General features: G+C 68.7%; 20 protein-coding genes. 14 read left to right on the top strand and 6 right to left on the bottom strand.

Translation table 11 applies throughout. From position 1 onward, the window contains the following. The first annotated feature begins 7 nt into the window (after positions 1 to 7). From MWM08_RS02260 to MWM08_RS02245, 4 genes are all read left to right on the top strand, one after another. Entirely contained in the window at positions 8 to 1,354 is a 1,347-nt protein-coding gene (locus tag MWM08_RS02260; RefSeq protein ID WP_244457854.1) for an LLM class flavin-dependent oxidoreductase, read from the top strand. Between the two features lie 102 nt (positions 1,355 to 1,456). After that, complete coding sequence (locus tag MWM08_RS02255; protein WP_244457853.1) at positions 1,457 to 2,875, top strand: FAD/NAD(P)-binding protein; 1,419 nt, start codon at positions 1,457 to 1,459, stop codon at positions 2,873 to 2,875. 138 nt (positions 2,876 to 3,013) lie between these two features. Next, positions 3,014 to 3,760: a phosphoadenylyl-sulfate reductase gene (locus MWM08_RS02250; protein ID WP_244457852.1), complete on the top strand. Its 747-nt coding sequence runs from the start codon at positions 3,014 to 3,016 to the stop codon at positions 3,758 to 3,760. A 225-nt stretch (positions 3,761 to 3,985) separates the two neighbouring features. Then, positions 3,986 to 4,960: a Bug family tripartite tricarboxylate transporter substrate binding protein gene (locus MWM08_RS02245; RefSeq protein WP_244457851.1), complete on the top strand. Its 975-nt coding sequence runs from the start codon at positions 3,986 to 3,988 to the stop codon at positions 4,958 to 4,960. Between the two features lie 45 nt (positions 4,961 to 5,005). Here MWM08_RS02245 and MWM08_RS02240 read toward each other — a convergent pair whose 3' ends face one another. After that, on the bottom strand, positions 5,006 to 6,238 hold the full coding sequence (locus MWM08_RS02240) for a site-specific integrase (protein ID WP_244457850.1): 1,233 nt from the start codon (positions 6,236 to 6,238) through the stop codon (positions 5,006 to 5,008). A 925-nt stretch (positions 6,239 to 7,163) separates the two neighbouring features. On the opposite strand from MWM08_RS02240, the gene MWM08_RS02235 reads away from it, so the two are divergent. Together MWM08_RS02235 and MWM08_RS02230 are read left to right on the top strand one after the other, a co-directional pair. Further along, positions 7,164 to 7,586 carry a CopG family transcriptional regulator gene (locus MWM08_RS02235; RefSeq protein WP_244457849.1) on the top strand — a complete coding sequence of 141 codons (423 nt, stop codon included), beginning with the start codon at positions 7,164 to 7,166 and terminating at the stop codon, positions 7,584 to 7,586. Positions 7,587 to 7,732: 146 nt separating this feature from the next. Next, on the top strand, positions 7,733 to 9,016 hold the full coding sequence (locus MWM08_RS02230; RefSeq protein WP_244457848.1) for an extracellular catalytic domain type 1 short-chain-length polyhydroxyalkanoate depolymerase: 1,284 nt from the start codon (positions 7,733 to 7,735) through the stop codon (positions 9,014 to 9,016). A gap of 113 nt (positions 9,017 to 9,129) precedes the next feature. Here the strand turns inward: MWM08_RS02230 and MWM08_RS02225 are convergent, their stop codons facing one another. The 3 genes from MWM08_RS02225 to MWM08_RS02215 all read right to left on the bottom strand — a co-directional run bounded on the left by MWM08_RS02225 (position 9,130) and on the right by MWM08_RS02215 (position 10,864). Beyond that, a complete protein-coding gene (locus MWM08_RS02225) occupies positions 9,130 to 9,333 on the bottom strand; it encodes a hypothetical protein (RefSeq protein WP_244457847.1) in 204 nt (67 codons plus the stop codon). Next, the gene (locus MWM08_RS02220; protein WP_244457846.1) at positions 9,314 to 9,733 is read right to left on the bottom strand and encodes a hypothetical protein; all 420 of its coding nucleotides are present in this window, start codon (positions 9,731 to 9,733) and stop codon (positions 9,314 to 9,316) included. Before MWM08_RS02220 ends, MWM08_RS02225 begins: the two co-directional genes overlap by 20 nt. 237 nt (positions 9,734 to 9,970) lie before the next feature. Next, the gene (locus MWM08_RS02215) at positions 9,971 to 10,864 is read right to left on the bottom strand and encodes a helix-turn-helix domain-containing protein (RefSeq protein WP_244457845.1); all 894 of its coding nucleotides are present in this window, start codon (positions 10,862 to 10,864) and stop codon (positions 9,971 to 9,973) included. Positions 10,865 to 11,039: 175 nt separating this feature from the next. Between MWM08_RS02215 and MWM08_RS02210 the strand changes: the two genes are divergently transcribed. From MWM08_RS02210 to MWM08_RS02175, 8 genes are all read left to right on the top strand, one after another. Continuing rightward, positions 11,040 to 11,324 carry a hypothetical protein gene (locus MWM08_RS02210; protein ID WP_244457844.1) on the top strand — a complete coding sequence of 95 codons (285 nt, stop codon included), beginning with the start codon at positions 11,040 to 11,042 and terminating at the stop codon, positions 11,322 to 11,324. A 58-nt stretch (positions 11,325 to 11,382) separates the two neighbouring features. Beyond that, positions 11,383 to 12,537, top strand: a complete 1,155-nt coding sequence (locus MWM08_RS02205; protein WP_244457843.1) for a DUF3734 domain-containing protein — start codon at positions 11,383 to 11,385, stop codon at positions 12,535 to 12,537. A gap of 102 nt (positions 12,538 to 12,639) precedes the next feature. Next, positions 12,640 to 13,422 (top strand): 3-hydroxybutyrate dehydrogenase, encoded by a 783-nt coding sequence (locus tag MWM08_RS02200; protein WP_244457842.1) that lies wholly within the window; start codon positions 12,640 to 12,642, stop codon positions 13,420 to 13,422. Positions 13,423 to 13,424: 2 nt separating this feature from the next. Next, positions 13,425 to 13,637: a hypothetical protein gene (locus MWM08_RS02195; protein ID WP_244457841.1), complete on the top strand. Its 213-nt coding sequence runs from the start codon at positions 13,425 to 13,427 to the stop codon at positions 13,635 to 13,637. A 133-nt stretch (positions 13,638 to 13,770) separates the two neighbouring features. Further along, positions 13,771 to 14,820 (top strand): Rieske 2Fe-2S domain-containing protein, encoded by a 1,050-nt coding sequence (locus tag MWM08_RS02190; RefSeq protein ID WP_244457840.1) that lies wholly within the window; start codon positions 13,771 to 13,773, stop codon positions 14,818 to 14,820. Further along, positions 14,817 to 15,578: a hypothetical protein gene (locus MWM08_RS02185; RefSeq protein ID WP_244457839.1), complete on the top strand. Its 762-nt coding sequence runs from the start codon at positions 14,817 to 14,819 to the stop codon at positions 15,576 to 15,578. The genes MWM08_RS02190 and MWM08_RS02185 overlap by 4 nt, the downstream gene beginning before the upstream one ends. Continuing rightward, complete coding sequence (locus MWM08_RS02180) at positions 15,575 to 15,775, top strand: hypothetical protein (protein ID WP_244457838.1); 201 nt, start codon at positions 15,575 to 15,577, stop codon at positions 15,773 to 15,775. The genes MWM08_RS02185 and MWM08_RS02180 overlap by 4 nt, the downstream gene beginning before the upstream one ends. Then, a complete protein-coding gene (locus tag MWM08_RS02175; RefSeq protein WP_244457837.1) occupies positions 15,768 to 16,457 on the top strand; it encodes an SDR family oxidoreductase in 690 nt (229 codons plus the stop codon). Before MWM08_RS02180 ends, MWM08_RS02175 begins: the two co-directional genes overlap by 8 nt. A 66-nt stretch (positions 16,458 to 16,523) precedes the next feature. On the opposite strand, the gene MWM08_RS02170 is transcribed toward MWM08_RS02175, so the two are convergent. Next, entirely contained in the window at positions 16,524 to 17,453 is a 930-nt protein-coding gene (locus MWM08_RS02170; RefSeq protein ID WP_244457836.1) for a DMT family transporter, read from the bottom strand. A 12-nt stretch (positions 17,454 to 17,465) separates the two neighbouring features. After that, positions 17,466 to 18,119, bottom strand: coding sequence for a peroxiredoxin-like family protein (locus tag MWM08_RS02165; protein ID WP_244457835.1), 654 nt, complete (start codon positions 18,117 to 18,119; stop codon positions 17,466 to 17,468). Positions 18,120 to 18,145 lie beyond the last annotated feature (26 nt).

The raw sequence follows: 18,145 nt of genomic DNA, 5'->3' as shown, positions 1-18,145 counted from the left end.
TCTCGCCGTGCCCGCACAGCGTTGCCTGCATCTCGGCGCCTTCATGCGCCCTGTCTCGATCCACACCGGCGCTTGGCGCTACCCCGGCGCATGGCCAGACGCGAATTTCTCCTTCCCCCGCCTGAAGCACCTGATTCAGCGGCTCGAGGCCGGCAAGTTCGACGCCTTCTTCATGGCCGACCACCTGGCGCTGCTGAACATGCCGATCGAGGCACTGCGACGCAGCCACACCGTCACCTCCTTCGATCCGCTGACGCTGCTGCCGGCACTCGCCGCCGTGACCGATCGCATCGGCCTGATCGCCACGGCGTCGACCACCTACAACGACCCGTATCACGTGGCGCGGAAGTTCGCCTCGCTCGACCACATCTCGAACGGCCGAGCCGGGTGGAACGTGGTGACCACGGCAAACCCCGATGCCGCGCTCAACTTCGGCCAAGACGAACACATGGCGCACGGCGAACGCTACAAGCGCGCCCGCGAGTTCTACGACGTCGTCACCGGCCTGTGGGACAGCTTCGCCGACGACGCCTTCATCCGCGATGCCGAGAGCGGGATCTTCTGGGACCCGTCACGCATGCACGTGCTCAACCACGAGGGGCCGGAGCTGAAGGTGCGCGGTCCGCTCAACGTCGCCCGCCCCGTGCAGGGCTGGCCGCTGATCGTGCAGGCGGGGGCGTCGGAGGCCGGGCGGCAGCTCGCCGCCGAGACGGCGGAAATGGTCTTCGCCGCCGGTGGGCCCATCGCCGATGCGCGCGCCTTTTATGCCGACGTGAAGGGCCGCGCCGCCGCCTTCGGCCGCAACCCCGACCACATCAAGATCCTGCCCGGCGCGCTGGTCGTGGTCGGCACCACGGTCGAGGAAGCGCGGGAGAAGCGTGCATTGCTCGACAGCCTGGTGCACTACGAAAGCGCGATCGGCTCGCTCTCGATCGCACTCGGCGTCGATGCGCGGGCCTTCGACCCGGATGCGCCGCTGCCCGACATCCCGGACACCGAGGCCAGCAAGAGCGGGCGCGAACGTGCCATCGCGCTGGCGCGGCGCGAGAAGCTGACCGTGCGGCAGCTGGCCCAGCGCCTGGGTGGCTACGGGGGCGCGGCCATTGTGGGCACGCCCGCGACCATCGCGGACGAGATGCAGGAGTGGCTCGAGACCCGCGCCTGCGACGGCTTCAACGTGATGTTCCCCTACGTGCCGGGCGGGCTCGAGGATTTCGTCACCCAGGTCGTGCCCGAGCTCCAGCGCCGGGGCATCTTCCGCACCGAATACGAAGGCACCACGCTGCGCGAACACCTTGGACTGCCCCGTCCGGAGAACCGCTTTTTCCGGCTGGCCGCCCGCGCAGCAGAATGATCGCAGCCGAAGCGTATCGCTCAACTTGACGTGCTATCGTTGAATTCGCGTGACGCCTCTGTGCTATCGTCGACCCCCTGACGAGCATTCGGGGGCAGACGCATGACGCAGCAGACGATCGCGGTGATCGGGGCGGGGTTCAGCGGGACGCTGCTCGCCCTGCACCTGCTCCGCCGCTGTCCGCCCACAACCAGCGTGCTGCTGATCGAGCGCAACAGCAGCTTCGGCCGCGGCCAGGCCTATGCGACCGGCAACGCCAACCACCTGCTGAACGTGCCGGCCGGACGCATGAGCGCCTTCCGCGACCGCCCGGATGATTTCGTGCAGTGGCTGAAGCGCCAGCCCGCCGCCGATCCGTCGCTGCCCGTGGCCACGCCTGGCTGCTTCGTCTCGCGTGGGCTGTTCGGCGACTATGTTCGCCACCTGATCGATGCGGAGCACGACGTACCAGGCCGCGGCGAGCGGCTGCTGCTGCTGCAGGCGGATGTGGCGGCGCTGCGCAAGGAAGCCGACAGCCTGACCCTGCATCTGGCGGACGGGCGCGTTGTACGTGCCGGCCTTGCAGTGTTGGCCGTCGGCAACTTCCCGCCTGAGCTGCCGCCGGGCGTCGATCCAGCCGCCGTCGACGGCAGCTGGTACCGCCCCGATCCCTGGGGCTCCGACACCTTCACCGACCTCGATCCGGATGCCCCCGTGCTGCTGATAGGCACGGGCCTCACGGCGGTCGATGGCGTTGTCTCGCTGCGCGACCTTGGGCACCGTGGGCCGATCCATGCGCTTTCGCGCCGCGGACTGCTGCCGCGCCCGCACCCCGTACGCGCCGACGTGGTTCCACCTTCAGAGATGCCGCCTCTGCCGACCGGCTTCTCGACGCTACTGCGCCTGCTGCGCCGGGAAGCGGACCGCCGAGCGGAACAGGGCGGGTCATGGCATGCCGTGGTGGATGCGCTGCGCCCCTCGACGCAGGACCTGTGGCAGGCGCTCGCGCCGGACGAGAAGGCGCGGTTCCTGCGCCACCTGCGCCCCTGGTGGGACGTGCACCGCCACCGCATGGCGGCACCGGTTGCTGAGCTGATCGACGCCGCACGACAGTCCGGGCAGCTCGCGATCCATGTCGGGCGCATTCGCCGCATTGCGGATTCACCGGGTGGCGCAGCGGTCACCTATCGCCGCCGCCAGGGTGGCAGCGAGCAGACACTCGACGTCGCGCGCGTGGTGAACTGCGCTGGGCCGGGCTGCGACTACGATCGCATTGCCGATCCGCTGGTGCGCGACCCGCTCGCGACGGGCTATGCGCGACCGGATGCCTTCCGCCTCGGACTCGATGTCACGCCGGCCTCCGCGCTGCGCGATTCGACTGGCGCGATCTCGCGCAGGCTGTTCGCGGTAGGGCCGGTCACCAAGGCTGCCTTCTGGGAGATGACGGCGGTGCCGGACATCCGGCGCCAGTCGGAAATGCTGGCCGAACACCTGGCATCGCTGGTCGCGGTGGCGCCCCCGCTGCGCGCGCGCAGCGCTTAGAACATCGACTATCTGTTGAATTCGAAAAATACTTTTCCAGTCGTAGATTCACACTGGCGCACGGCGCGGGACGCGCCGATAAGAGGGTGCGCGCGGTGCCTCGGATCTGCCTGACGGGCCGCCTTCCGGAGCCGGCCCATGTCGTTCCTCGCATCCGCACCGCCCGTGTCGGCGGCCGATGAACTGACACCGCGCCGGAGCCTCGGCCTCGAGATGCTGCCCGCCGCGGCGGCCATCGCCGAAGTCGCGGAAACCTGGCGCGGGCGCATCGCCGTGGTGTCCTCCTTCGGCACGCAGTCGGCCGTGCTGCTTCACTTGGTCGCGCGTGCCGATCCGTCGATCCCGGTCATTTTCCTGGACACCGGAAAGCTGTTTGCCGAGACGCTGCAGCACCGCGACCGCCTGGTTGCGGCGCTCGGCTTGCGGGACGTACGCAGCATCGCACCTGACCCCGCCGCGCTCGCGGCACGCGACCCGATCGGCGCGCTGTGGATGCGCCACCCCGACGCCTGCTGCACCCTGCGCAAGGCCGAACCGCAGGCGCGCGCGCTGGCCGGATTCGACCTCGTGATCACCGGCCGCAAGCGCTACCAGACGGCCGAACGCCAGCGCCTGCCGCTGCTCGAGGCCGCGTCCGACGGGCGCTACCGTCTGAACCCGCTTGCTGCCTGGACCGAGGAGATGATCGAGGCGTATCGCGCACAGCATGGCCTGATCGCGCATCCGCTCGCGGCCGAAGGGTATCCGTCGATCGGCTGCCGCCACTGCACGGACCGCGTGGCCCCGGGCGAGGATCCGCGCGCCGGTCGATGGCGCGGGCGCGGCAAGGTCGAATGCGGAATGCATCCGCGAGGTGACGCGCGTAGGGCGACCGCATCGGAGTAGAACGCGCTGCGTATTTGTTGGGCTGGCGGATGCTCGCCGCTCGCGCGAAGAGTGTCTGAGCGCACGAGAGCCAGTTGCTTGCCGCACGGCGCCCAAAGGGAGATCGGAAATGCTGTGCAATCGCCGAAACAGCAACTGCATCGCTTCCGCCATCACACTAGGTGCAAACGTCGGCGGCCTGGGCGATCCTCTGCCCAACGAAGGCCCCATGGAGGACGCCCGCCCGTGATACCAGTATTTCATCGCCGCGGCCTGCTTGCAGCGATTGGCCTCGCGCCGCTCGCTCCCCAAGCGCTGCACGCCCAGCAGGACTGGCCGAACCGCCCGGTCCGCATCGTCATCCCCTCGGCTGCCGGCGGCGCGGCTGACTTCATCGGCCGCACGCTCGGACGCTTCTTCGAGGGTCCTTTGCGCCAGCCGGTGGTGATCGACAATCGGCCAGGCGCCGGCGGCATCCTCGGCACCGAGACCGTGAAGCAGGCCGCAGCCGACGGCTACACGCTGCTGGTATCGACCAATTCAACGCACGCGGCGAACGAGTTCCTCTACCGCCGCCTGCCCTACGATCCGGTGCGCGACTACGCGCATGTCGGATTGCTCGGAACCTATCCGACCATCGCGGTCGTCTCGGCCGAGGCGCCGTTCCGCACCATCCCGGCGCTGATCGACCATGCCCGAGCAAATCCCGGGCGCGTCTTCTTCGGCTACTACTCCTCCTCCTCGCAGGTGCCCTCCGCGTTGCTCAAGGCGCGCACCGGCATCGACGTGACCGGCGCGGCCTATCGCAACATCACGCAGATCGTGCCCGACCTGATCAGCGGGCAGATCCAATTCGCCTTCCTTGATGCGCTCTCGGCCGCACCGGCACTGCAGTCCGGGCGGGTCGTGCCGATCGCCGTATCGGCCACGCGGCGCACGGTGCAGAACCCGGAGCTGCCGACCGTCGCCGAGAGCATCCCCGGCTTCGTGGTCGAGGGCTGGTTCGGCCTGACCGCCCCGGCGGGCACGCCGCGGCCCATCCTCGACAGGCTGCAGGCCTTGCTGCGGGACGCGGTTCAAGATGATGCGGTCGCCGCCGCGCTGGTGCGGCAGGGGCTGACGCCGGGTTTCCTCACGGGCGAGGAGATGGACCGCTTCCTGGTCGCCGATCGCGCGCGCTGGCGGGAGTGGGTGGGGATCGCAGGGATTCAGCCGGAGTGATGACCTTGGCATTGTTGCCTGGTGCATCGCTGAACCGCTTCATGCTCACCCCGGCAGCGCAAGATACTCCTCGATCGTTGCGGAAACGCGGTCGGCCGCGAGGCGTACAGCTTCGTCCAGATGCACATAGCGTTGCGTCACGCCGCGCGACGCATGACCGAGCAGCGCCTGTATGGTGAGCTCGGAAAAGCCGAGGTCGCCCGCGACGCTCGCGAAGGTATGCCGGAGCGTGTGCGGCGTGACGTCAACGAGCCTCGCCGCCGAGCAAACGCGCGCCAGTGCGAGCCGCGTGCCGGTGTAGTGACCCTCCCCCCAGTCTGCCGGGAAGACGAACGGCGACTGCGGTCGCGGCGGCATACGGTCCAACAACACAAGCGCTGACTGACCGATCACCCTCACCTGAGGGCCCGACTTGGTATCGGGGAAGCGGATGCACTGGTGCTCGAAGTCAAGCCATTCATGCCTGAGGCCCAGCGCTTCCTGGCGACGGAAGCCGGTGAGAAGGAGGAGACGGATCGACGCGAGGCCGAGCGGATGTTCGGCCTGCGCGTCCGCTTCCCGAAGCGCGGCGCCCAACCGGCGGATCTCATCGCGACTCAGTCGGCGGTCCCTGGGAGCACAGGAAAGGCGGCGTACACCGCGAGCCGGATTTCCGTCGATCTGCCCATGTCGCGCGGCGTGCTCCAGAAGGCTGTGCAGCGTCGAGATCGTCCGCGCTGCAACGCCCGCCCCGCCCCGCGTCCGGCCACCGCGTCCTTCGCCCTTTGACTTGGCCGTCGCGCCAGCCGCAATGCTGGCCTGAGCCGCTTCGACGTCCTTGAGCGTCAAGGTTCGCACCTGGCGATGTCCGAGCAGCGGCTTGATGTGCATCTCGATTCTGCTGCGGTCCATGGCGAGCGTCGTGCGCTTGATCGGGCGGCGGCTGCGCCCGAGCAAGTGGCCAGCGGTGGCTGCCTCGAGATACCAATCACACAGGTCGTTCAGCCTGATGCCCGTGCGGAGTTGCGCGCGCGCCTGCGCAGGATCGCCGCCTCGTGCAACGTCCACGAGCTTTTCCCGGGCATCGTCGCGTGCCTGGTCGACCGTCAGGACGCCATGGCGCCCGAGAACCAGGCGCCTGCTTCGCCCGTCACGCGTTCTGTATTGCAGCACGAAGGTCTTCAGGCCGGACGGGAGCACGCGCAGTCCAAAGCCACGCATCTCTCCGTCCCACAAGAACGCCTGCCCGGCCTCCGGCAGGACAACGGAATCGATCAGCCGCTTTGTCAGTCGCGCCATCCTTCGGGTCCAACCGCCATCAGAACAGGACGTGCTTACAAGCGGGAGAGCCCGCACTCTTGTAAGCGATTAGTAAGCACCCGGGGGGCGAACTCCCGCGCACCCCTGAGTACGAGAGAGGCAGAAGGAGAGCCGAAAAATCAACAAAAACCGTGGTTCGTAGTGCAACGGGAAATCACCGGCTACGGTGGCGTAGGTCGTGGATGACGTTGCCAAGGTCGGGGTCGAGGGTTCGAATCTCTTCGCCCGCTCCATTCATCTCTCGCACAACCTTTATCTCCTCAGCAGTGCACCGCGCTGGGCTTAACTTTGGCCGGGTTCTGCGTGCAGGCCATTATGATGCGATTCCGCAACGGAAGCGCATTTTGTCCTCGAAAGAGCGCAGAGTCTCCGAACCTTGAGGGCGGGCCAATTTCACCCTTGATCTTAAGTCTCTGAACTTTGGTCTTTATTTCCGCGCCCGGTTCAAAGACAGCAAGCAATAGGCAGCGGATCGCCGCGAATTGCTGACCATTCCACGGCGCACAGGTGGTCCTGGCAGCAGAGTCGTCGAGGTCGTGCACGTCAGGTCTGATGGGGCGTCAAAGATCGGCCGCGACGCCTCGATACGACTGTTCGCGCGGCGTCCTGGGAGGCAGGCTTTCCGACGATGCTGTCGTCCCCAGCCGCATCGCCCTTCAAACACGCACTGCGCCACGTAGTATCGGTAATGCCGACCGTTCTTCCGAGCATGGGTCAGTGGCAGCAACCGGCCATCCACGCCAAAGATCAGCCACTTCAGCAGCGTCGGCGCGTGCGCCCGGGTTTGCTTGGCCCGAACGCGGTCCCCCGGGGCCCGCAGATGCACGCCGCTCCGGGTCGGGTTGAACCTGCTCACAATAACCCCATTTACCATCCAGATGGATGGCATGGGGATGGTTTTCTGATGATGAGCAATGTGCAGGAGCTTCGCCCCCGGACCGGTGGTGACACCGAGAAGATCACCATCAACCTGGGCTACGTGGACCTCGGTCACATCGATCTGCTTGTGCAGGACGGATTCTACTCGAACAGGACCGACTTCATTCGCACTGCCATCCGCAACCAGGTCGAACGGCACGCCGAAGCCGCGAAGCAGTCCGTCGCGCGCAAGAATCTCGATCTCGGCCTGAGACACTTCACGCGGGCTGATCTCGAGGCTCTGCGCGCTGCGGGCCAGCAGGTCGATATCCGCGTACTCGGTCTGGCCAGCATCGGCACGGACGTCCCGGCGGAACTCGCGAGGGCGACGATCGCCTCCATCTCGGTTCTCGGAGCGCTGCAAGCGAGCGCCGAGGTCAAGGCTGCGCTCGCCGATCGCATGCGCTGACCGCACGCAGCATCACCGCACGCCGCAGCCCTGCCCGGGGTGCGAGACGCACGGCGACACTCACCGACGGCTCACAACGCGATGCAGAACGATCCTCCCTCCGGTGAGGAAACCGATCTGCCTGCGCTCAACGGAAGGCATCCACCATGAACGCGATCCGCCCTGAGGCCATGCTCGAAGCCACGCGCCTGACCCGCGAAGGCAAGCTGACCGAAGCTACAGCGATGCTGCAGCGTCTGCTCAGCGGGGTGGCGGCGCCGGATGCCGCACGTGCCCCTTCACCAGACGTGAATCCCGCGGACGCCAACCATGCGTCACGGATCATCGACATTGATCCGGCGACGGGCGAACTGCTTGGCGCAACGCCACCGCCGCCGAACGCGGGATCGAACGACGGTCACGGCGATGCGGCAACCGACGATAGCCCTGACCGCACTCCGCCGCGAAGGCGCTCCATGCTGCACGGTTTCATGGACCGCTTGACGCAAGGCGACCTGACGCGTGACGCGCGTGTGGGCTCTTGGGGGAATCCCTTGCGTGAGCCGGCGCCTTTGCCGGATGGCGCCGAGTTCGTGCATCGATCCTTCCGTGCTCCGGAAGGTCGTCTCGACTACAAGCTCTACATACCTGCCAGGCGCGCAGACCGGCCGCTGCCGATGCTCGTGATGCTCCACGGGTGCACGCAGACGCCGGACGACTTCGCCGCCGGGACGCGCATGAACGCGCTGGCGGAGGAGCATGGTCTGCTCATCGTCTACCCTGAGCAGACGAAGGCCGCGAATGCCCAGAAGTGCTGGAACTGGTTCAAGCCTGCCGATCAGCAGCGCGACCAGGGCGAACCAGCCCTCATCGCCGGCCTCACGCAGCAGGTGTTGCGCGATCTCGCCGCTGACCGGGGGCGGGTTTACGTCGCAGGCCTGTCAGCGGGCGGCGCAGCCGCGGCGATCATGGCGCAGGCCTATCCCGATATTTATGCCGCAGTCGGCGTGCATTCGGGACTTCCGTGCGGGGCCGCCCGCGACATCCCGACCGCGTTCGCCGCAATGCGGCAGGGCGCGGGCGTCGGATTAGCCAACGGCACGTCCAGTAGGGGCGGCGCCAGTCTCGGTCGCGTCCCGACCATCGTGTTTCACGCCGATCAGGACAGCACCGTACACCCGCGCAATGGTGACCTCGTCGTCGCGCAGGCTGGTGCGATCGGCGGAGTGACGTTCGAGACGTTCACCGGCCAGGTACCAGGTGGACACGCCTACAGTCGGACCAGCCATATGACGGCCTCCGGCACGACAGTCCTTGAGCATTGGCTCGTTCACGGCGCGGGGCACGCTTGGTCGGGCGGTAGCAGCCGCGGGTCCTATACGGATCCGAAAGGCCCTGACGCGTCGCGCGAGATGCTAAGGTTCTTCCTCCAGCATTCTCGACCTCACTGAGATCGCAGGCCGCGGCTGCGCGGCGGCCTAAGATCCTGTCCTGAGCAGCGTGCGGCTGACCGTCGTATGTGTCCAAACCGTCGAGCCGCGGGGCGTCCGAACCCCGCGGCTGGTCAACGCACGGGCCAATGCCGCACATCCTGCAATGCCCTCTGCACGCAGACGGTACAGTTCCAGCCCGAGCCGATGCGCGGTGCGTTCCGCAGCCTCGCGCCGGCGGCTGGTGGATAACCGCGGTCGCAGCCCATGACCTTCTCGCGCACCTTGGCCGCCACCATCGGCCGCTCGCTGCTCAGCTCACGCTCCTTCTGTGCCATCGCGGCATAGATCCGCAGCAGCAGATCGCCAGCACCCGGCATGTCCGCCGTGCGGATCGAGATGCCGTCTTCCAGCCGTTGCGACAACATGTGCCACGTCTTGCTCCTCCTCGAGCTCCGCAGGGGTCAGCCCGCCGAGTTCGACATCGGCCACATCCATTGCCCCCTCCGGCGCACCACCGATCGCGACCAGCCCGGCAGGAGTAATGCGCAGGGTGTTCCAAGCCCCGTCCTCGTCCTGACACCAGCCGAGCCCGATGGCCTCGCGCGGCGCCGACACATCCTCAAGCAGGCGCTTCGCGATCATGCTGCGCAGGACGGCCTGGCACACGGCGACAAGGAGCTTCGCGGGCGGGGTGGCGAGCAGCGCCTCGTGCTGCGCGGCGCGGCTGAGGATCACGCGCTAGGCGTCAGAAAGCTTGGTCATCGTCGGGCTCCTGGTCCGCACCCGATGATCCGGATGCTACCAGCCCGAATCCCTCAGCGGGGCTGCGCGGTATTGTGCGCGCGACTGACCATTCGCTCTGTCTGCGCGCGAAGCGAAGCGGGACGTGCGATGATATGTTTGCTGCCTACGCATCGTGCCGTTCATGGCGAGCACCGTCGGTCCAGAACACGTCCGTCCGGCGAGACGGGGTCACCGCTGCTCGCGGCGGAAGCGAGCAGGCGTTGTTCCTGTTACGCGTACGAAGCTTGTCGTGAGGTGCGATTGGTCGGAGAAGCCGCAAACCTGCGCGATCGTTGCGACCGGCATCTGCGTCTCCACAAGCAGATGGCGCGCCCGCTCGATCCGGCAGGCCTGCGCAAAAGCCCGCGGAGAAAGTCCGGTGGCAGCCTTGAAGCTGCGGCTGAAATGGTAGGGCGACAGGCAAGCGACCGCTGCCAGATCGGCCAGGCCGAAGGGCTCTCCCAAGTGTGTCATAACCCAATCGCGCACACGCGCGACACGAAGCGCGGACAAGGCACCCTGCCCACCGCGGCGCGGCTGCGGCTGGCCGGCCAGCCCCATCAGGACGCCGATCAGTGCCAGCATCGCGCCCTCGGCAATGATGCGGCCATGCGCGCTGTCCGGTGCGGCCTCGCTCCACAAAAGATCGAGTATCCGGGCCGCAGCCGGCGCGCGGAAGGCATCCGCGTGCAGCGCATCGAAATCCCGCACCACCGCGCCCGATTCAGCCAGAACGCCATCGACCATCCCCGCCGGTAGGGACACGAAGCATTTCTGGTGGGGCTGGTCTGCGCCAAACGAGGTCGCGACGCCGGGCGGCTTCAGCACCAGCTGGCCCGGCACAAAGGCGAGTTCGCGTCGCCCGCATCCGATGTCGAACCACATCCGCCCAGCGCCGCGCTCGTTGAGCGCCAGCGTATAGTCCGCAGTTGGCGGATCAGGATATTCGCCAGCAGGCTGGGCGAAACGAACAAGCGCCGCGGCCGGACCGAGGCCGAGCCGCGCAGCGCGCGTGTAGGGCGCGTAGCGGCCGCGGCTGTAGACCTCGGCGAGGCTGGCCAGCGGCTCGGCAATCTCGATCAATCGAAGCCTCCGTCTGCGCACGCAGCGTCCTTGTGCAGCGCAGCAATGCAGGATTCCCGGCACGGCCGGCGCACGTCAACGCAAACCTTTGTGGCGCTCGGGACCGCAAGCCTGCGCCAGACAACGGCAATATCTCCAAAGACCTGCAACGAACGGCATTCCAGCCTGACCGGGCATGGAGCACACGTTTCCCGACTGCGCACCCGCCGTCACGCCACCTCGTGACGCGCTGCGGCATTTGCTCTGCGCGGCACAGCGCGGTGACGCGACTGGCTACCAGGCCCTCCTGCGCTGGGCCGCGCAGCGAGGTCGAGACAACCATGCACCGGAGGCCGAGCTGCAGCGCGCGCTGATTCTGCTCGACCACCTGCGGCACACCTACGACCCACGGCGCTGCCCGTTGCGGTGGGTCGACGCGATCCTGCATCAGGCCACCCGACTGCATGCGCGACGAGCGTAACCGGGCGTCGTGCCCGGTCGAAGCCCATCACGACCCGACACGTCGAAGGGACACCGCCGTGACCGAGCCCAGCATCCCGCCGCGTCCGGCCGGCTACGACAAGAAGGTCGCGCTCGTACTGCAGGGTGGTGGCGCGCTAGGCAGCTACCAGGCCGGCGTCTATGGTGCACTCTCGACGACCGATTACCTGCCGGACTGGGTGGCCGGCATTTCAATTGGTGCGATCAACGCCGCCATCATCGCCGGCAATCCGCCCGACCGACGCGTCGATCAGCTGCGACGCTTCTGGCAGACTGTGACCACGCCACCAGCCTGGCAGCGATGGATGGGCGGCACGGCCTGGATCACGCCCGAGACGCGTCGCTACCTGGGGTCGACCGCGGCCATGATGTTCGGCCAGGCCGGCTTCTTCGCACCGCATCCACCGGCCGCCTGGATGCTCGCAGGCCCGAAGACCAGCGACTACGACACGGGTGCTCTCAAGGGCACGCTGGAATCGCTGGTCGATTTCGATCGCATCAATGCTGGCGCGGGCCCGCGACTGAGCGTGGGTGCGGTGAACGTGCGGACGGGGAACTTCGCCTATTTCGACAGCGCTGAGAGTCCGCTGCGCGTCGAGCACATCATGGCAAGCGGCGCCCTGCCGCCCGGTTTTCCTGGCGTGGAGATTGATGGCGAGCTGTATTGGGATGGCGGGCTCGTGTCCAATACGCCGCTGCAATACGTAATTACGAAAATCCCGCGCAGCTCACGCCTCACCTTCCAGGTCGATGTTTTCCCGGCACGCGGCAGCCTCCCCCGCACGCTCGAGGACGTGGCCGAGCGCGAGAAGGACATACGCTATAGCAGCCGCACCCGCGCCGCGACGGACGCGATCCGCACCAGCCACGATCTGCGCCACAACATCAACACGCTGTGGGACAAGCTTCCGGCCGACCTGAAGGACACGCCGGAGGGCCGGTTCCTGTACAGCTACGGCTGCGTCACCACGATGGACATCGCGCAGCTGATCTACCGCCCCGAGGATGGGCAGGGCCACACGAAGGACTACGAATTCAGCCGCGCCACAATGGAGGAGCGCTGGGCGCAGGGGCACCGGGATGCCACCGCGACGCTGGTGGCTTCCCCCTGGCTCGCGCCCATGCGGTCGGATCTTGGCGCGCGCACCTTCGACGTGGTGCTGAACCAACGCCAGGCCGCGACGAATGTCTGATGGAGACGCACGACGTACGGTCCGGTGCCTTCCACATGGTGCTGGGCGAGGTGATGCACGACGACCCGGCGTCCCGGTGATCGAACCATTGGAGGACCATGCATGCAACGCCTGCAGGACCAGGTCGCCATTGTCACAGGCGCAGCCAGCGGCATCGGCCGCGGCATCGCGCATCTGATGGCACGTGAGGGTGCCCGGATCGCGATCGCCGACCTGGCACTGCCTGCCGCCGAGGCGACCGTCGCGGACTTCGCCGCCGAGGGGCTCATGGCCATGCCGGTCGCCATAGACGTGAGCGACGAGGCGGCGGTCGAGGCCGGCGTTGCGGCCGTGCTCGCAGCCTGGGGGCGCATCGACATCCTGGTGAGCAATGCCGGCATCCAGATCGTGCATCCGCTGCACGAATTCCCGCTGGCCGAATGGCGGAAGATGCTGGCGATTCACCTCGACGGCGCCTTCCTGGCCACGCGGGCCTGCTTGAAGCCGATGTACGCGGCGGGACGCGGCAGTATCGTCTATATCGGTTCGGTGCATTCCAAGGAGGCATCGGTGCTGAAGGCGCCCTATGTCACCGCGAAGCACGGGCTGGTCGGCCTGTCCAAGGTGGTGGCGAAGGAAGGTGCCGCCCATGGCGTTCGGGCCAACGTGGTCTGCCCCGGCTTCGTGCGCACGCCGCTCGTCGAGAAGCAGATCCCCGAACAGGCCAAGGCGCTCGGCATCACCGAGGAGCAGGTGATCCGCGACGTCATGCTGAAGGAGACCGTGGATGGTGAGTTCACCACCTTCGAGGATGTTGCCGAGGCCGTGCTGTTCTTTGCCGCCGCCGGCAGCAACGCGATGACCGGGCAGTCGCTGATCGTCAGCCATGGCTGGTGCATGGAATAGCCATGTTGACCGTCGCCGCCGCGCATTGGGTGGTCGAGGCTGTGCTGCTCTATGCGGCGATAGGCCTGGGCATCGGCATCGGGTTCCTGGTGGCCGGGATCGAGCGCATCGACCCCGCCGCGCGCGACGCCTACGCCTTCCGGCCACTGCTGCTGCCGGGCCTTGTGGCGCTGTGGCCGTTGGTGGCCTGGCGCTGGTTGCGGGCGCTGCGATGAGGATGCGCCACCGCCATGCGCATCTGCTCGCCTGGTGCGCGTTTGGATTTTTGCTGCCGGCGATCATGCTGGGCGCGATCGCGCTGCGGCTCTCCGCGCCGCCGGCGGAAGCACCCGTGCGGCTATCCGCGCCATGAGCGCGCGCCACCAGCCGGTCTCCTGGACGCGCGCCAAGAAGGTCTATGACCTGGTGCTGGTCGCGGGGGTGCTGCTCTACCTCTCGGCCTTCCTGGACATCGGCCAGCGGCTGCGCGACCCGGCGACGGTGCTCGACGCCCAGAGCCTGGCGATGAAGGCGTATGGCTCCTGCGCCTTCATCCTGCTGACCATCGCGCTGTGCATCGGGCCGCTGGCGCGGCTCGACCGGCGCTTCCTGCCGCTGCTGTACAACCGCCGGCACCTGGGCGTCGTCACCTTCCTAGTGGCGCTGTCCCATGCGCTCGAGGTGCTGGGCTGGCATTTCGACTTCAGCCCGACGCCGCGGCTGGTGGCGATGCTGTCCTCGGAACCGGCGATCGGTGCGGCGCCGGGGCTGCCCTTCGTGCCGATGGGTGTCGCGGCGCTGCTGATCCTGTTCGTGCTGGCGGCCACCAGCCACGATTTCTGGCTCGGCTTCCTCACGCCGGCGGTGTGGAAGTGGCTGCACATGGCGATCTACCCCGCCTATGCGCTGGTGGTGGCGCATGTCGCTTTCGGGCAGCTGCAGTCCGCGACCAATCCGGCGCTGGCGCTGCTCGTGGGCGGCGGGGCGGCGCTGGTGCTGGGCCTGCATGTCGCCGCCGGCGTGAAGACCTGGCGCGAGGATTCCGCCATTGCCGCCGCGGCGTCCGAGCCGCCCTGGCTGCTGGTCGGCGCCGCCGACGCCATCCCCGACGGCCGCGGCATGACCATCCGCCCGCCGCAGGGCGACAAGATCGCGATCTTCCGCGACGGCAACCGGGTTTCGGCCGTCACCAACCTGTGTGCGCACCAGAACGGTCCGCTCGGCGAGGGGCTCGTGGTCGATGGCTGCATCACCTGCCCCTGGCACGGCTTCCAGTACCGGCTGGAGGATGGCTGCGCACCGCCGCCCTTCACCGAGAAACTCGCCACCTACAATCTCCGCCGGGTCGGCGACGCGCTGTGGCTCGACCCGCGCCCCAACCCGCCGGGCACGCCTGTCGCGCCGGTGATCCTGCCGTGAGCGCGCCGGAGCCGTTCTTCATCGGCTGGGCGAAGCGGCCCGGGCCGGGGCTCGGGCGTTTCCTCGCTGTCGCCGCGCTCGCGGTGCTGGCCGGGCTGCCGCTGGCGGGCCTCGTGCTGGGCGGGCTCGCAGACGACCCGGCGGATGCGCGCTTCGCCACCATGCCGGGCGCCGTGACGCTCGCCGACCTGCCGCAGCCCGCCGCGCTGCGTGGCCTGCTGCTGGAAGGCCCCACGCCGCTGCTGCACCTGCCCGCCGATGCCGCGCATCCACGCGGCCGCACGCTGCTGCTCTCGGGCGATGGCAAGGTGGGCGGCCCCTTCGACACCGCCGCCGCGCACGGGCGCATGGTGGCGGTGGACGGGTTCGTGCTGCGCCGCGGGTCGATCGAGATGCTGGTCTCGGGAACGCCGCCGGTGCTGCTCGACGAACCGGCGCCTTCGCCGCCCGCAGCCGAACCGCTTGGGCGCTGGCGCATCACTGGCGAGATCTGCGACGGCAAATGCGCCGCCGGCGGCATGCGCCCAGGCATCGGCCTGGCGCATCGGGCCTGCGCGACGCTGTGCCTCGATGGCGAGATCCCCGCGATCTTTGTCGCGACGCAACCGATCGCCGGGCATGCCGTCCTGGTGCTGGCAGACGCCCGCGGCGGGGCGCCGCTACCGGCCTTCCGCGATCTGGTTGGCCGCCGCGTCACGCTCGAGGGCGCCGTGGAACGGCGCGCCGACATCCTGGTGTTCCGGGCGGAGCTGCCGTGACCGCGCGCGGGACTCTCGCAGCGGGCACCACCATGTTGGCGGCTTGGGGCGCCTGGATCGCAGCGGGCTGGATCGTTGCAGACATTGGGCTGCCCTTCGCCGTCCTGCTGCAGCAGGCACTACTGTTCATCCTCGTGCTGTCCGTTGCCGAGCGTGTCCTGGCCCGCTTCGCACCATCAGGAGAGTTCCATGGCTGATATCGCCCTCGTCACCGGCGCCGCCGGCAATCTCGGCCGCGCCGTCGCCGTGGCGCTGGCCGCGCAAGGCTGGCGCCTCGCGCTGCTGGATCGCGACGGCGCGGCGCTCGCCATGCTCGCCGCGGCGCTGCCCGGCGAAGGACATCTCGTGCTGGCCGGCGTAGACCTCACGGATGCGGCGGCCTGCACGTCGGCCGTGGCCGATACCGGCGCCGCACTCGCCGGGGTGGTCCACACAGTCGGCGGCTTTGCCGCAGGTGCCATGGCCGAAGGGGGGCTCACGGCCTTCGAGCCGATGTTCCGGCTGAACCTGTTGACCACCGCGAACCTGTTCGCCGCCGCGCTGGCGCCGATGCGCGCGGCGGGGCGTGGCAGCCTGGTCGCGATCGGCGCCATGGCGGCACTGCGCGCGCCGGGCGGGCTTGCCGCCTATGCCGCCGCCAAGTCCGGCGTGTTGCGCCTGGTGGAGGCAACGGCGGAGGAGGTAAAGGCCGAGGGCATCCGCGTGAATGCGCTGCTGCCCGGCACCATCGACACGCCGCAGAACCGCGCGGCGATGCCCAATGCCGACACGTCGCGCTGGGTGGCCCCGGCGGAACTTGCCGAGGCCGCCGCCTTCCTGCTGTCGCCAGCGGCCTCCGGCGTCACTGGCGCGCTGCTGCCGGTGACGGGGCGCGGCTGAGAGAGAGTCCGGTGCCGGCCTTCGAAAGTCGCCGTTCGGAGACTTTGGAGTCAGGCTCTGACGCGTTCAGCGCAGCAGCCGGACCAGCCCCACCGCCAGGGCCAGCCCCGCCACCACCAGCGCCAAGCCAGTCAGCTGCAGGGTGGTCGGCCATTCACCGGCAACCGGGATACCGATCAGCATCGCCGTCACCGGCACCATGGCCGGGAAGACCGCCGCCCGCGATGCCCCAAGCCACTTCACCGCGCTGGTGAAGGCGAGCACTGCGACCACGCCGGACAGCACACCCTGCACGACGACCTGCGCCGCGAGGTCCGGCACTGGCAAGGCGAGGATGCGCCCGAAGCCCGCCGTGACGGCCACGACCGGCACCAGCACGGCACCCGACAGGACACAGACCAGCACCGTGGCCTCGACCGGATCCGCACCCCAGCGCTTCCCCAGGATGCTGAAGCCCGCCCACATCAGTCCCGCGGCCAGGAACATCGCATCGCCGACCGGTGTCATCGCGCCGCCGGCAAAGAGCCCGGGCCCCGCCACCACGGCGAGGCCGCCGAGGATCACGGCGACTCCCGCCAGGCGTTCGCGCGTGGGCCGGTCGCGCAGCAACCAAGCGGCCAGCGCGATGCTGCCGATGGTCACCGCCGCGGGCTGGATCAGCGCGCCATGCGCGAGCGGGGCGAAGGCGTAGCCCCCTACGCCCGCCAGCACGAAGGGCGGGCCGGCCAGCGTTGCCAGCACGCCGGCACGCCACCAGCCGATGCGCCGCGCCAGCGGCAGCCCGCGCGTGACGACGAACGGCAGGGTCACGAGGCCCGCGACGCCGTAGCGAATTACCGCGATGTCGACGGCAGCGAGGCCACCAACCACCCCGGCGCGCGAGAGTGCGAGATACAGCCCCCACAGCACGGCGGCGACGACGCCCGCGGCAAGGCCCTTCATCACCGGGCTGGCGGGGGCGGCGACAGGCGCGGAGGGAAGCACGATGCTCGACATGGTGTCTCTCCGTCAGGCTGCCATCGGGGACAGCATGTCGAGTGCGGCGCGCGGGTCGACCCGGCGCCGGTAGTCGGGCTCGATGAAGGCCGCGCGGATGCGCCCGCCGCGCTCGACCACGAAGGTCGCGGGCATCGGCAGCGCCCAGCTGCCGTCGCCGTTGCGTTCGGGCAGCGCGTGGCCGGCCTTTTCGTAGAATGGCCGCACCGTGTCGGACAGCGTGAAGCGGATGCCGAGCGCGGAGGCGAGCGCGCCCCCGGTATCGCTGAGCACCGTAAACGCCAAGTCGTTCTTCTCAGCGGTTGAGAGCGCGTGGTCGGGGCGCTCGAAGGACACCGCCACCAGTTCGGCGCCCGCCGCGCGGATCGCCGGCAGCGCCTGCTGGTAGGCCCGGAGTTCGAGGTTGCAGTACGGGCACCAGCCACCGCGGTAGAAGGTCACAATCACGGGCTTCGCGGCGACCAGCGCGGCGAGGTCGAAAGGCCGGCCGCGCTGGTCGATCAGCGCGGTGCCGGTCGGCAGTGCGTCGCCGGCCCGCGCGGCGCGCTCAAGAATTCCGCTGCTGCGGAGATCCTCGATGTCGCCGGCGATCATGCGCGCGATGGTCTCGCCCACGCGGGATTCCCAGCCGGTGCGCTGGGCGTCGAGGTCGGTCTGCAGGGTCATGGCACGATGTCCTTCGTCGAGGGCGG

This window comes from Roseomonas fluvialis (genome assembly GCF_022846615.1).
GTDB classification, from domain to species: Bacteria; Pseudomonadota; Alphaproteobacteria; order Acetobacterales; family Acetobacteraceae; genus Neoroseomonas; species Neoroseomonas fluvialis.
Note: the sequence above shows the minus strand (reverse complement) of the source record. Positions and strands in the feature narration are given on the sequence as shown.

Coding starts and splice junctions, on each gene's coding strand:
- MWM08_RS02195 (WP_244457841.1), top strand. CDS start 13,425: ATGTTGACCGTCGCCGCCGCGCATTGGGTGGTCGAGGCTGTGCTGCTC.
- MWM08_RS02190 (WP_244457840.1), top strand. CDS start 13,771: ATGAGCGCGCGCCACCAGCCGGTCTCCTGGACGCGCGCCAAGAAGGTC.
- MWM08_RS02210 (WP_244457844.1), top strand. CDS start 11,040: ATGGAGCACACGTTTCCCGACTGCGCACCCGCCGTCACGCCACCTCGT.
- MWM08_RS02230 (WP_244457848.1), top strand. CDS start 7,733: ATGAACGCGATCCGCCCTGAGGCCATGCTCGAAGCCACGCGCCTGACC.
- MWM08_RS02175 (WP_244457837.1), top strand. CDS start 15,768: ATGGCTGATATCGCCCTCGTCACCGGCGCCGCCGGCAATCTCGGCCGC.
- MWM08_RS02225 (WP_244457847.1), bottom strand. CDS start 9,333: ATGGCACAGAAGGAGCGTGAGCTGAGCAGCGAGCGGCCGATGGTGGCG.
- MWM08_RS02255 (WP_244457853.1), top strand. CDS start 1,457: ATGACGCAGCAGACGATCGCGGTGATCGGGGCGGGGTTCAGCGGGACG.
- MWM08_RS02170 (WP_244457836.1), bottom strand. CDS start 17,453: ATGTCGAGCATCGTGCTTCCCTCCGCGCCTGTCGCCGCCCCCGCCAGC.
- MWM08_RS02250 (WP_244457852.1), top strand. CDS start 3,014: ATGTCGTTCCTCGCATCCGCACCGCCCGTGTCGGCGGCCGATGAACTG.
- MWM08_RS02165 (WP_244457835.1), bottom strand. CDS start 18,119: ATGACCCTGCAGACCGACCTCGACGCCCAGCGCACCGGCTGGGAATCC.
- MWM08_RS02200 (WP_244457842.1), top strand. CDS start 12,640: ATGCAACGCCTGCAGGACCAGGTCGCCATTGTCACAGGCGCAGCCAGC.
- MWM08_RS02235 (WP_244457849.1), top strand. CDS start 7,164: ATGATGAGCAATGTGCAGGAGCTTCGCCCCCGGACCGGTGGTGACACC.
- MWM08_RS02240 (WP_244457850.1), bottom strand. CDS start 6,238: ATGGCGCGACTGACAAAGCGGCTGATCGATTCCGTTGTCCTGCCGGAG.